This window comes from Actinoplanes sp. NPDC051633, assembly GCF_040681735.1.
GTDB lineage: Bacteria > Actinomycetota > Actinomycetes > Mycobacteriales > Micromonosporaceae > Actinoplanes.
The window spans coordinates 1-12,892 of sequence record NZ_JBFAZH010000085.1 but is presented as its reverse complement, the minus strand read 5'-3'; the positions used below and the strand labels follow the sequence as shown (position 1 = coordinate 12,892).

The window sequence follows — 12,892 nt, the reverse complement described above, 5'->3', positions numbered from 1 at the left end:
GGCCGGTCCGGATTCCTTCAGTGCGTGTTTACGCCTCGGTGGAGGCGACGCCGATCGGGCAGGTCATGCCGTTCGGGCCGTGGTTGCAGTAGCCGTACGGGTTCTTCGCGTCCGACAGGTACTGCTGGTGGTAGTCCTCGGCGTAGTAGTACTCGTCCAGCGGCTTGATCTCGGTCGTGATCTTGCCGTGGCCCGCCTTCGTCACCACCGGCTGGAAGGCCTCCAGCGACGCCCTCGCGATGCGCGCCTGCTCCTCCGACGTCGTGTAGATCGCCGACCGGTACTGCGTACCCGTGTCATTGCCCTGGCGCATGCCCTGCGTCGGGTCGTGGTTCTCCCAGAACGCCTTCAGCAGCGTCTCGTAGCTGATCTTCGACGGGTCGTAGACGACCTGGACCACCTCGGCGTGGCCGGTGCCGCCGGAGCACGTCTCCTCGTAGGTCGGGTTCGGCGTAATTCCGCCGGCGTAGCCCACCGACGTCGAGTACACGCCCGGCAGCCGCCAGAAGATCCGCTCCGCGCCCCAGAAACAGCCCATCCCGAAGACGGCGACTCCGAAGCCGGACGGCCACGGGCCCTGCAGCGGGGTGCCCAGCTCGGTGTGCTTGTCCGCCACCATCATCGGCAGCGGGCGGCCCGGCAGGGCCTCGCCGACGGCCGGCAGATCGAGCTTCTTGTGCCGTAGGAACACGGTCACACTCCCTTCAGTCAGCTCTTTCAACACCGAGGGACCCGAGTTCCTTACCGATGAGTTCGGCAAGGGAGGCGGCCTCCTCGTCCGAGGCGTACTTCGTCCGTGGCCAGAAGAAACCGCGAAGTCCGTCACCCTTTGTCCGGGGGACCACGTGAGCGTGCAGATGCGGGACCGACTGGGAGACGATGTTGTTCATCGCGACGAACGTCCCCTTCGCGCCGAGGGCGGGCGGGACCGCGGTCGCAACCTCCTGGACCAGCGAGAAGAAGCCGGGGAGCAGGTCGGCGGGCAGGGCGGACAATTCGGGTACGTGCGGCCGCGGCACCACCAGCACGTGCCCCTTGAACACCGGCCGGATGTCGAGGAACCCGATGCCCTCGGGACGGTCCACGACCTTGAAGGCGGGCACCGTCCCCGCCACGATCGCACAGAACAGGCAGTCGGCCACAGCGGAAGACTAGCCTTGCCAGCCATGAGCGCCGACGCATACGGATTCGACACCCTCGCCATCCACGCCGGGCAGGAGCCCGACCCGCGGACCGGGGCGGTCGTTCCGCCGATCTACCAGACCAGCACGTTCGCGCAGGACGCGGTGGGCTCGCCGCGCCTGGGCTACGAGTACAGCCGCTCCGGCAACCCGACCCGCGACGCGTTCCAGGAGTGCCTGGCCGCGCTCGAGGGCGGCCGGCGCGGTCTCGCCTTCGCCAGCGGCCTCGCCGCGGAGGACACGCTGCTGCGGGCGCTCTGCCGGCCGGGCGACCACGTGGTCATCCCGGGTGACGCGTACGGCGGCACCTATCGCCTCTTCTCGAAGGTGCTCGAGGTGTGGGGGCTGGACTGGACCGCCGTGCCGCTCGACGACCTGGACGCCGTGCGGGCCGCCTTCCGCCCCGGCCACACCCGGCTGATCTGGGCCGAGACGCCGACCAACCCGCTGCTCAACATCGCCGACATCGCCGCGCTGGCCGGCCTGGCGCACGAGTACGACGCCGCGCTGGTGGTCGACAACACGTTCGCCTCGCCCTACCTGCAGCAGCCGATCACCCTCGGCGCCGACGTCGTCGTGCACTCCACGACCAAGTATCTGGGCGGGCACTCCGACGTCATCGGCGGCGCCCTGATCGCGGCCGACGACGGGCTGGCCGAGCAGCTCGCCTTCCACCAGAACGCGATGGGCTCGGTGCCCGGCCCGTTCGACGCCTGGCTCACCCTCCGCGGCATCAAGACCCTCGGCGTACGCATGGACCGGCACTGCGACAACGCCGAGCGGATCGCGCAGTACCTGCTGTCGCACCGCGGTGTCTCCCAGGTCTTCTACCCGGGCCTCGACTCGCACCCCGGTCACGAGACGGCGGCCAAGCAGATGAGCCGGTTCGGCGGCATGGTGTCGTTCCGGGCCGCGGGCGGGCGCGAAGCGGCGATCGACGTCTGCAACCGGACGAAGCTGTTCATCCTCGGCGAGTCGCTGGGCGGGGTGGAGTCCCTGATCGAGCACCCGGGGGAGATGACACACGCGAGTGCTGCGGGCTCGGCGCTTGAAGTCCCCGACGATCTCGTGCGACTGTCTGTCGGCATCGAGACGCTTGACGATCTGCTCGCCGACCTGGAGCAGGCGCTGCGATAAGAACGAAGGCTTGGACGCGATGGAATACGTACCGACCACATTGGTGGGCGCCACCGCGAAACAGATCGCGCGCGCGGTCCGCCGCGGCGACACGTCGGCCACGCAGGTGGTCGCCGATCATCTCGAGCAGATCGCGATCAGCGATCCGGAGCTGCGCGCGTTCCGCGTGGTCCGCGGCGGCGAGGCGATGACCGAGGCGGAGAAGGTCGACGACCAGGACGACCTGTCGAACCTGCCGCTGGCCGGGGTGCCGGTCGCGGTGAAGGAGAACACGGCGGTCGCCGGCCTGCCCACCTGGAACGGGTCGGCGACGGCCCGCACCGAGGTGGCCGAGAAGGACCACGAGGTGGTCCGGCGGCTGCGCGGGGCCGGCGCCGTGGTGGTCGGGGTGACCCGGATGCCCGAGCTGGGCCTGTGGGGCGTCACCGACGACGAGGAGGTGGCCACTCGCAACCCGTGGTCGCTGGACCACACGCCGGGCGGTTCGTCCGGCGGGTCCGCGGCGGCGGTGGCGTCCGGGCTGGTGCCCATGGCGCAGGCCAACGACGGGATGGGCTCCATCCGGATCCCGGCGGCGTGCTGCGGCCTGGTCGGCCTCAAGCCGGGCAAGGGCGTGGTGCCGTGCGAGCTCGGGGTCGACGGCTGGTTCGGGATGGCCGAGAACGGCGTGCTGACCACGACGGTCGGTGACGCCGCGCTGGGCTTCAGCGTGCTGGCCGGCCGCCGGCCCGTGAAGCTGGTCGAGCCGCGGCGGCTCCGGGTGGGCGTCTCGCTGCGCCCGCCGACCGCCGGGTTGCGCCTGGACGAGCCGAACCGGCAGGCGGTGGCGACGGCGGCGAGGCTGCTGGTCGACGCGGGGCACAGCACGCTCACCGCGGAGCCCCGCTACACCCCGATGCTGGGCCCGCAGGCCATCGCGACCTGGATGGCGTCCGCGTGGCAGGAGGCGGACCGGCTCGGGTTGGACCTCGCCGACCTGCAACCTCGCACGCGCCGGCACGCGCGGCTGGGCAAGTACGTGCACGAGAAGGGATGGGTACGCCAGCAGCACCGGGACGCCTGGCGGGAGCGGTCGATCGCGTTCTTCGCCGACCGCAAGGTGGACGTGCTGCTGACCCCGGCGCTGGCCGGGCCGCCCCCGCTCGCGGACGGCTGGGCCGCCGGGGGCTGGCGGCAGAGCATTGTGACGAGCACGCGCTACGCGCCCTACGCGGCGCCGTGGAACTTCGCGGGCCTGCCGGCCATCGTCGTGCCGGTGGGCGTGCGCCCCGATGGCCTCCCGGTCGCCGTGCAGCTGGTCGGCCCGCCCGACTCGGAGGTGCAACTGCTCTCCCTGGCCGGCCAGTTCGAACAGCAGAACCCCTGGCAGCGCCTGGCCATCGTCTGACAAGCGAGAAGTGGTAGCCCAGAGGCCTGTCCGCGGAGCGGATGGCCTCCTGGGCTACCACTGTCCTTGCCGCCGGATCGGCCGGCGGCTGGGTGCGGCCTTGCGCTGCAACCAGGCCGCCGTGTGACACGGGACTCCTCTGTGCGCGTACCCGGAAATTGGTTTTCTGGAACGATCGACGCATGGTTCTTGATCTGTTGTCGCTGGCGGACATCGAGGCGGCGCGGCAGCTGTTGACCGGTGTGGCGATCACCACGCCGATGGAGGAGTCGCGGCCGCTGAGCGCGTCGCTGGGCGTGCCGACCTTCCTGAAGTGCGAGAACCAGCAGCGTGCCGGGTCCTACAAGGTTCGCGGCGCCTACACCCGGATCGCGCGGCTCTCGCCCGAGGAGCGGTCACGCGGAGTGGTGGCGGCGAGTGCGGGGAATCACGCACAGGGCGTGGCGCTGGCCGGTGGCATGCTCGGGTGCAAGGTCACCGTCTTCATGCCGGAGGGCGCTCCGCTACCGAAGGTGACCGCGACCAAGGGGTACGGCGCCTCGATCGAGTACGCCGGCGACACCGTGGACGACGCGCTGACGGCGGCCCTCGCCTTCGCCGAGCGGACCGGCGCGGTGCTGATCCACCCCTTCGACCATCCCGATGTCATCGCCGGCCAGGGCACAGTCGGGCTGGAGATCCTCGATCAGTGCCCGACGGTCGGCACGATCATCACGGCAGTGGGCGGCGGCGGCCTTATCTCGGGCGTCGCGGTCGCCGCCAGGGCGCTGCGCCCATCGGTACGCGTGATCGGCGTGCAGGCCGCGGGCGCCGCGGCCTACCCGCCCTCGCTGGCCGCCGGCACGCCGACCAAGCTGGCGTACTGCGCCACCATCGCCGACGGCATCGCGGTGCAGCGACCCGGCGACCTGAACTTCGCGCACGTCGAGAAGATGGTCGACGAGTTCGTCACGGTGACCGACGACGAGCTGTCCGCGGCCCTGCTGGTGCTGCTCGAGCGGCACAAGATGGTGGTCGAGCCGGCCGGCGGCGCCGCGGTCGCCGCCCTGATCGCGCACGGCGCCGACCTGGTCCTGCCGGGCCCGGTGGTGGCGATCCTCTCCGGCGGCAACATCGACCCGATGCTGTTGCTGCGGGTGATCGAGCACGGGCTGGCGTCGGCGGGGCGCTTCCTGCGGCTCTCGGTGCGCTGCGGCGACCGGCCGGGCGAGCTGGCCCGCCTGCTCTCGGCGATCGCCGCGCACCGGGCCAACGTCGTCGACGTCTTCCACACCAGGCAGAACCCGCGGCTGGGCTTCGGCGAGGTGGAGGTGGCCCTGTCGGTGGAGACGCGCGGGCCCGAGCACTCCGCGGGGCTGATCGACGCGTTGAAGCAGGCGGGTTACCAGGTGTCGCTCTTGTCCGACACGAAGCCCTAAGCGCCGTACGGTGCCGACTTGACCACGGTGACCTTGATGTCGGCGCCGCTCGGCGCCGTGTAGGTGACGGTCTGGCCCTCGCTCGCGCCGAGGATGGCAACGCCCAAGGCGGACTCGGGGCTGTACACCGTCAGGTCGGTGGTGGACGCGATCTCGCGGGAGCCGAGCAGGAACGTCTCGGTGTCGCTCTGGTCGTCGTCGAAGAAGATCGTGACGACCGAGCCGGGCGCGACCTTGCCGGCGTCGGGCGCCTCGCCGACCTCGGCGGTGCGCAGCAGCTCCTTGAGATAGAGGATGCGGCCCTCGGCCTTCCCCTGCTCCTCACGGGCGGCGTGATAACCGCCGTTCTCCCGGAGATCGCCCTCCTCCCGTCGCGCGTTGATCTCGGCAGCGATCGCCGGGCGGTCCGCGATCATCTGATCGAGCTCCGCCTGGAGCCGGTCGTAAGCGTCCTGTGAGAGCCAGGTCTTCGACGTCTCTGAACTGGACACGGTCGATCTCCTCGTGAGGCAACGGAATGTAGCGAATCCCAAACTCTACCAGCGGTGCGCCGCCGCAGCGCTATCCGGCAGCGTGGCAGCGGACCACGTCGCCGACCGACGCGCGGGCCCTCGTCGGCACGTCGGCACGGGCTCTGACCTCGCCGGTCGCACCCGGATTCGACACCGTCGCCCGGCCCCGGCCGACCTCGGCGCCGTCGTACGTCCGCGCCCGCAGCAGGCACTCCGCCGTCCCACCTCGTGGCACCCGGACCGCGAAGTCGATCGTGAGCCGGTCGTCCGTGGGCGCGGTCCAGCCGACGATGCGGGACTTGTAGTCGGGGTCGCCCCAGCGGTTGTAGAGCCGGACCGCGAGCAGCGCCGACGCGACCAATACGATGATCGCCAGGATGATCGGGACCACGCGGCGGCGACCGGACGGCTCCCGCCGGCGGCCGTACCGCCCCGGCGGGAAGGCCGGGGTTGTGGCGCGCGTCTCGCTCACCTGGTCGCCTCTCGTACGGTTCTGGTCGGTGTGATCGGCCAGAATGGCAATACTCGTTAATCATTCTCCAGCACGTCCGCAGGGAGTCTCGTAGTGGCTGAGCAGTTGCGTCTGATGGCGGTGCACGCGCATCCCGACGACGAGTCGAGCAAGGGTGCGGCGACCATGGCCCGCTATGTCCGCGAGGGCGTCGACGTGCTGGTGGCGACCTGCACCGGCGGGGAACGCGGCAGTGTGCTCAACCCCAAGATGGACCGGCCCGAGGTGGTCGCCGACATCTCCAACATCCGGCGTGCCGAGATGGACGAGGCCCGCGCGATCCTGGGTGTGCGGCAGGCGTGGCTCGGCTTCGTCGACTCGGGCCTGCCCGAGGGTGACCCGCTGCCGCCGCTGCCCGACGGCTGCTTCGGCCTGCAGGAGCCCAAGGAGGCGGCGCTGCCGCTGGTCAAGCTGATCCGCGAGTTCCGGCCGCACGTGATGACCACGTACGACGAGAACGGCGGCTACCCGCACCCCGACCACATCATGTGCCACAAGATCTCGGTGGTGGCCTTCGACCTGGCCGGCGACCCCGAGGTGCACCCCGAGCTGGGGGAGCCGTGGCAGCCGCTGAAGCTGTACTACAACTCGGGCTGGACTCGGGCGCGGATGCTCGCGCTGCACGAGGGCATGCTGGCGGCGGGCCTCGAGTCGCCGTATGCCGAGTGGCTGGACAAATGGTCCGAGCGCGACGACCGCGGTGACAAGATCACGACGCGGGTCGAGTGCGGGGAGTATTTCGGGGTGCGCGACGACGCCCTGCGCGCGCACGCCACGCAGGTCGATCCCGACGGATTCTGGTTCAAGATCCCGCTCGAGCTGCAGCAGAAGGTGTGGCCGACGGAGGACTTCGAGCTGGCCCGGTCGATGGTCGACAGCCCGGTTCCGGAGTCGGACCTGTTCGCCGGCATCCGGGAGACGGCGTACGCCCGTTGACGGGTTACTCTCTGTGTGTGGACTTCTTCGCGGTCAACAACTTCGGTGACACCCGATCGGGCGGCCTGGCCGGCCCGATGGGGCTCTTCATCATTCTGCTGATGTCCATAGCGACTGTTCTGCTGATCCGCAACATGAACAAGCGCTTGCGTCGGCTTCCCGACAGTTTCGACAACGTCGATGGAAAGTCAGGCGAGAAATCGATCAGCGATCCGACAGACGACGAGTCGGTTGCCGGACAGCCAGAAGATCGACAGACGTCTTCACAATCAGGCGGGGATGTGCAGGTCAACGGCGGGAAACCGGATGATCGACCGGCGTCGACAGAGGGTGGCGCGACCCGCTCCTGACCTGGTCGGGCATCGGTCCACTGTGGGACGAGGGCTGATTCGACAGTGGTCACTCATTGTGACTTAGCGGAGATCGTCGATCACATTCCGCCGACCACTGGTCACTTCCTCTGGATTGGCTTAGCCTTCCGCCGGGGGCTTGATTGCCCCTGGACCCTGTGCGGAAGGGGGCGCTGATGACAAGCACTTTCCGCCCCCCGCTTCCTCCACTGCAGATGCACGTGCATTCGCGAGTGCCGTTGTTGATCAGGGGGTGGCGATGACCACATCCTCGATTACTCATACGGCTCAGAAGCCCGATCGGTTCGGTCTGGCGGGTCGCCCGCGGCAGGTTTGGGTGCTGAACGCGATCGTCCTCGTCGTCGCGGTGGCGATCGTGATCGTGGGCCTGCTGCGGCCCGGCTCGGCGCCGAGCGGAGGTCCACTGTCCGCTCTCGGCGGCCTGGGTGTCGCCACCGCGATGGTCGCCGCCGGACAGCTGGCCCGGCTCCGCTTCCGGCTCGGCCGCGGCACGGTCAGCGTCTCGTGGGGAGAGGCCGCCTTCATCCTCGGCTTCGCGCTGGCCCCGCCGGGCTGGCTGCCCCTGGCGACCTTCGTCGGCGCCGCGGGCGCGTGGCTGCTGATCTCCTGGCTCGGCGACCACCGCTCGGCAGCCGACCTCATCCACCTGGCGTCGTCGCTGACCATCGGCGCCGGCGGGGCCGCCGCGGTGGCGTCCGCGGTGGCCGGGGGCGCGCCGATCGGGGACAGCCGCATGCTGGTCGCGCTGGTGGCCGGCGCGTGCTCGTACCTCGTGATCACGCTCGGCCTGGCCACCGTGACGCTCGCGCTGCACCGCGACGCCTCCGCCGGGCAGATCCTGGTCCGCGCGGTGAACGCCAAGGTGCCGATGCTGGTCGGCAACGGGCTGATCGCGCTGTTCGGGCTGTGGGTGCTGCTGCGCGAGCCGCTGTGGCTGCTGGCCTTCCCGCCGGCGCTGTGGCTGCTGCAGCGGACCTATCGGCATCACCTGGTGGCCGAGGAGGAGCGCCGGGTATGGGCGGCCTTCGCCCGGGCCACCGCGGCACTGCCCGGTGTGGTCGAGGCCGACGTCGTCTCCGCGGGCCTGCGCGGGGCGATGGATGTCTTCGGCGCGCGGCGGGTCGAGATCGAGTTGCTTCGGCCGGGCGGTGGAATGCGCAGGTTCTTCGAGGACGCGCCCGGGCAGGACGTGGCCGCCTCCGGGCTGCCCGGCCCGGTGATCACCCGGACCATGGCGGTGGCCGGCAGCCCGGTGGGCGAGCTCACCGTCTGGCTGTCCGAGCCGACCCTGCCCGTGGCCCGCGACGAGCTGGCGGTGTCCGCCTACGGCGACGCGCTGGCCGGGGCGTTGCACGACGCGGCGTCCCACGAGCGGCTCAGTGAGCTGGAGGCGCGGGTGACCCGCGACGGCATCCGCGACCCGCTCACCGGCCTGACCAACCGCAACGGGCTGCTCACCGGCGGCGACAAGGCCCTGCGCGCGCTCGACCGCGAGCAGTACGTGGGCATGATGCTGCTCGACCTGTGCCGGTTCCGCGAGGTCAACGACACCCTCGGGCACCGCTCCGGCGACGAGGTGCTGATCGAGATCGCCGAGCGGCTCGCCGACCTGGCCCGCGACGGCGAGATCGTGGCCCGGATCGGCGACGACGAGTTCGCGCTGCTGATGCCGGCCGTGATCACGATCTCCGACTCGGCGTCGCACCTGCGCCAGGTGCCCAACCCGCTGACCCAGGTGGTGCGGCGGGCCCGTGACCTGGCCGAGCAGCTCGCCCAGCCGATGGAGATCGCCGACGTGCGGCTCTCCGTCGAGGGCCGGATCGGCGTGGTGGTGTCGCAGGCCGGGCTGGGCGACGTGGCCGAGCTGACCCGCCGGGCCGGGCTGGCGTTGCAGCAGGCCCGCGAGCTGTGCATGACCGTGGGCACGTACGACAACGCCCGCGATGTCGGCTCGACCGATCGGCTGGCGATGCTCGCCGAGCTGCGCGACGCGCTGGCGGCCGGCGACCAGATCGTGCTCGCCCTGCAGCCGGCGGTCGACCTGGCGAGCAGCATGCCGACCGGGGTGGAGGCGCTCACCCGCTGGAAGCACCCGCGCCGCGGTCAGCTGTCACCGGGCGAGTTCATCCCGATCGTCGAGCACAGCGAGTTGCTGGCCCCGTTCACCCGATATGTGCTGGACCGCTCGCTGGCGGCCGCCGCGAACTGGACCCGGGCCGGCTTCGACCTGCCGGTCTCGGTGAACATCTCGGCCCGCAGCCTGCTCGACCCGACGCTGCCCGGGCAGATCTCCGACCTGCTCAAGCGGCACCGGATGGCGGCCGGGCAGCTCGTGCTCGAGATTACCGAGTCGGTGGCGGTGAGCGATCACGAGATCGTCGACGAGGTGCTGGCGGCGCTGCGGGACATGCGCGTGCAGCTCTCCATCGACGACTTCGGCACCGGCTATTCGTCGCTGTCCGTGGTGACCCGCGTCGCGGTGGACGAGCTCAAGGTGGACCGCTCATTCGTCGACGACATGATCGACTCGCCGGCGGCGGAGTCGGTGGTGCGCGGGGCGGTCGAGATGGGCGAGCGGCTCGGCGCGCGGGTGGTGGCCGAGGGCGTGGAGACCACCGAGCAGCGTACGGCGCTGCTCGCGCTGGGTTGCACGATCGCGCAGGGCTACCACTTCTGCCAGCCACTGCCCGCCGACAAGATCGTGTATGCCCTGCGCCAACTCGCCGACACCGCGCCCCCCAAGATCGTCCCGCTCCGCGCCGACGACGCGGTCTAGATTTGGAGCATGGCCTCCCGTCTGTCCAGCGCGACCAGCCCATATCTGCTCCAGCACGCGGACAACCCGGTGGACTGGTGGCCCTGGTGCGACGAGGCGTTCGCTGAGGCGCGGCGCCGGGATGTGCCCGTGCTTATCTCTGTCGGGTATGCCGCCTGCCACTGGTGTCACGTGATGGCGCACGAGTCGTTCGAGGACTCGGCCGTCGCCGAGCTCATCAACGACGGCTTCGTGGCGATCAAGGTGGACCGCGAGGAGCGGCCCGACGTCGACGCCGTCTACATGACCGCCACGCAGGCCATGACCGGTCAGGGCGGCTGGCCGATGACGGTCTTCGCCACCCCCTTGGGTGAGCCGTTCTTCTGCGGCACGTACTTCCCCCGGTCCAACTTCGTGCGGCTGCTCACGTCGGTGACCACCGCGTGGCGCGACCAGCGCGACGACGTGGTCAAGCAGGGCGCGGCGGTGGTCCAGGCGATCGGCGGCGCCCAGCTCGTCGGCGGGCCGACCGCGCCGATCTCGGCCGCGCTGCTCGACCAGGCCGCGGATGCGCTGGCGAAGGACCACGACCAGGGGTACGGCGGATTCGGCGGCCGGCCGAAGTTCCCGCCGCACATGAACCTGCTGTTCCTGTTGCGGCGCTACCAGCGGACCGGCAGCGAACGCGACCTGGAGATCGTGCGGCACACCGCCGAGCAGATGGGCCGCGGCGGGATCTACGACCAGCTGGCCGGCGGGTTCGCACGGTACGCCGTGGACGAGACGTGGACGGTGCCGCACTTCGAGAAGATGCTCTACGACAACGCCCTGCTGCTGCGGGTCTACACGCAGCTGTGGCGGCTGACCGGTGATCCGTTCGCGCGCCGGATCGCGGACGAGACGGCGTCGTTCCTGCTCGACTCCTTGGCCACCTCGACCGGTGGGCTGGCCTCGGCGCTGGACGCGGACACCGACGGGGTCGAAGGGCTGACCTATGCCTGGACCCCGGCGCAACTGGTAGAGGTGCTCGGGCCCGACGACGGCGCGTGGGCGGCCGACCTGTTCAACGTGACCACGACCGGGACGTTCGAGCACGGCACGAGCGTGCTGGTGCTGGCCCGCGACATCGACGCGGCCGATCCGCCGCTGGTGGAGCGCTGGCGGGATGTGCGTACCCGTCTGCTGGCCGCCCGCACGACGCGGCCGCAGCCGTCCCGCGACGACAAGGTCGTCGCCTCCTGGAACGGCCTGGCGATCACCGCCTTGGTGGAGCATGCGCAGCTCACCGGCTCGTCCGTGGAGCCTGCGGTCGAGCTGGCCGCGGTGCTGGCCGACCGGCACATCGTCGACGGCCGGCTGCGCCGGGTCTCCCGCGACGGTGTCGTCGGTGAGCCGGCCGGGGTGCTGGAGGACTACGGCGCGGTGGCGGAGGCGTTCTGCGCGGTGCACCAGGCCACCGGCGACGGGCGGTGGCTGTCGCTGGCACGGACGTTGCTCGACGTGGCGCTGGACCACTTCGCGACCGGCTCGGGCGGCTTCTTCGACACCGCGGACGACGCCGAGAAGCTCGTCACCCGCCCGGCCGACCCGACCGACAACGCGACGCCGTCCGGTTTGTCCGCGGTGTGCGCGGCGCTGGTGTCGTTCACGGCGTTGAGCGGCGAGGAGCGGTATCGAGCGGCGGCGGGCGCGGCGCTGGAGACGGTGGCGCCGTTGATCGGGACGCACCCGCGATTCGCCGGCTATTCGTCGACCGTGGCGGAGGCGGCGCTGGCCGGCCCGTACGAGATCGCCGTCGCGACCACCGACGCACCGTCGGAGCTGGTGACGTTGGCCTTGCGGCACGCGCCGCCGGGCGCGGTGATTGTGAGCGGCGAGCCGGACCGCCCGGGCGTCCCGCTGCTGGCCGGCCGCCCGTTGATCAACGGCGAGCCGACGGCCTACGTCTGCCGCGGCTTCGTCTGCGACCGCCCGGCCACCACGCCGGAGGAACTCCTGTCCCGGTTGTCCGCGCAGGACACGGCCTGACGGCGGAGGTTCAACACGGCTGGCCGTTCAACACGGCTGGAACGGGAGGGTTCGACCGGGCGTCTCACCGCCATGAGCCGTAGTCGCGCGCTGCCGATCGTCGCGGGCATCGTCCTGGTGGCGGGGTGCACGCCGGCTGCGCCGTCGCCGAGGTCGTCCCCGGCTCCGCCGGCTGCGCCGGCTGCGTCGGCGTCCTCCGCGTCGCCGGTGGCGGCCTACTTCGACCCGCCGTCGCCCGGCGGCGCCTGGGTCAAGGCCGGGCGGCGGGTCGGCAGCCGGGAGTTGACCACCTACGCCGGTGCGAGCCACTGCGATTGGCAGGCGGTCACCTTCCTGGTCCTGAACTGGCCGGTCGGCACCACGGGCGGCGAGTACGGGGAGAGCCGCCAGTTCGTCCGCGACCCGCAGGGTGTGCTGGGCGAACGCGTGGACGGCCGAGCCGCCGCCGCGACGCCGCCCGACGACGCCCTCGACAGCGGATACCGCCTCGGCGGCCTCCAGTTGTGGCTGGCCGGCTCCGACCCGGCCGGCGTCTACCTGCGCACCGCAACCGAAACCGAGCGCTGGCCGCGCGCCGACCCACCGGTCCTCTGCCGGTGAGGCCGGGCGGGCGACCTAGGTCGCCGCCCGGAGGGCCTCGTGCAGCGAGCCGAAAC

General features: G+C 71.1%; 12 protein-coding genes. 8 read left to right on the top strand and 4 right to left on the bottom strand.

Annotation, left to right across the window (positions count from 1 at the left end):
- Positions 1 to 28: 28 nt before the first annotated feature.
- Both msrA and AB0M20_RS07870 read right to left on the bottom strand, forming a co-directional pair.
- Positions 29 to 691 carry a peptide-methionine (S)-S-oxide reductase MsrA gene (gene msrA / locus AB0M20_RS07875; RefSeq protein ID WP_364295522.1) on the bottom strand — a complete coding sequence of 221 codons (663 nt, stop codon included), beginning with the start codon at positions 689 to 691 and terminating at the stop codon, positions 29 to 31.
- A 13-nt stretch (positions 692 to 704) separates the two neighbouring features.
- Entirely contained in the window at positions 705 to 1,142 is a 438-nt protein-coding gene (locus tag AB0M20_RS07870; RefSeq protein ID WP_364295519.1) for an HIT family protein, read from the bottom strand.
- Between the two features lie 24 nt (positions 1,143 to 1,166).
- Between AB0M20_RS07870 and AB0M20_RS07865 the strand changes: the two genes are divergently transcribed.
- The 3 genes from AB0M20_RS07865 (at position 1,167) to ilvA (ending at position 5,123) form a co-directional block, all read left to right on the top strand.
- Entirely contained in the window at positions 1,167 to 2,318 is a 1,152-nt protein-coding gene (locus tag AB0M20_RS07865) for a cystathionine gamma-synthase (protein ID WP_364295517.1), read from the top strand.
- 19 nt (positions 2,319 to 2,337) lie between these two features.
- Positions 2,338 to 3,705, top strand: coding sequence for an amidase family protein (locus AB0M20_RS07860; protein WP_364295514.1), 1,368 nt, complete (start codon positions 2,338 to 2,340; stop codon positions 3,703 to 3,705).
- A gap of 182 nt (positions 3,706 to 3,887) precedes the next feature.
- Positions 3,888 to 5,123: a threonine ammonia-lyase gene (gene ilvA, locus AB0M20_RS07855; RefSeq protein ID WP_364295511.1), complete on the top strand. Its 1,236-nt coding sequence runs from the start codon at positions 3,888 to 3,890 to the stop codon at positions 5,121 to 5,123.
- Here the strand turns inward: ilvA and greA are convergent.
- Both greA and AB0M20_RS07845 read right to left on the bottom strand, forming a co-directional pair.
- Positions 5,120 to 5,614, bottom strand: a complete 495-nt coding sequence (gene greA / locus AB0M20_RS07850) for a transcription elongation factor GreA (RefSeq protein ID WP_364295508.1) — start codon at positions 5,612 to 5,614, stop codon at positions 5,120 to 5,122. The two genes, ilvA and greA, sit on opposite strands and share 4 nt — an antisense overlap.
- Before the next feature lie 70 nt (positions 5,615 to 5,684).
- Positions 5,685 to 6,107, bottom strand: coding sequence for a DUF4307 domain-containing protein (locus AB0M20_RS07845; RefSeq protein WP_364295505.1), 423 nt, complete (start codon positions 6,105 to 6,107; stop codon positions 5,685 to 5,687).
- Positions 6,108 to 6,200: 93 nt separating this feature from the next.
- On the opposite strand from AB0M20_RS07845, the gene mca reads away from it, so the two are divergent.
- The 5 genes from mca (at position 6,201) to AB0M20_RS07820 (ending at position 12,836) form a co-directional block, all read left to right on the top strand.
- On the top strand, positions 6,201 to 7,082 hold the full coding sequence (mca, locus tag AB0M20_RS07840; RefSeq protein ID WP_364295502.1) for a mycothiol conjugate amidase Mca: 882 nt from the start codon (positions 6,201 to 6,203) through the stop codon (positions 7,080 to 7,082).
- Between the two features lie 77 nt (positions 7,083 to 7,159).
- Positions 7,160 to 7,432, top strand: a complete 273-nt coding sequence (locus tag AB0M20_RS07835; protein WP_364295525.1) for a hypothetical protein — start codon at positions 7,160 to 7,162, stop codon at positions 7,430 to 7,432.
- A gap of 337 nt (positions 7,433 to 7,769) precedes the next feature.
- A complete protein-coding gene (locus AB0M20_RS07830) occupies positions 7,770 to 10,229 on the top strand; it encodes a bifunctional diguanylate cyclase/phosphodiesterase (protein WP_364295499.1) in 2,460 nt (819 codons plus the stop codon).
- A gap of 9 nt (positions 10,230 to 10,238) precedes the next feature.
- Positions 10,239 to 12,236 carry a thioredoxin domain-containing protein gene (locus AB0M20_RS07825; protein ID WP_364295496.1) on the top strand — a complete coding sequence of 666 codons (1,998 nt, stop codon included), beginning with the start codon at positions 10,239 to 10,241 and terminating at the stop codon, positions 12,234 to 12,236.
- Positions 12,237 to 12,308: 72 nt separating this feature from the next.
- Positions 12,309 to 12,836, top strand: a complete 528-nt coding sequence (locus tag AB0M20_RS07820) for a hypothetical protein (protein WP_364295493.1) — start codon at positions 12,309 to 12,311, stop codon at positions 12,834 to 12,836.
- The last annotated feature ends 56 nt before the right edge of the window (positions 12,837 to 12,892 follow it).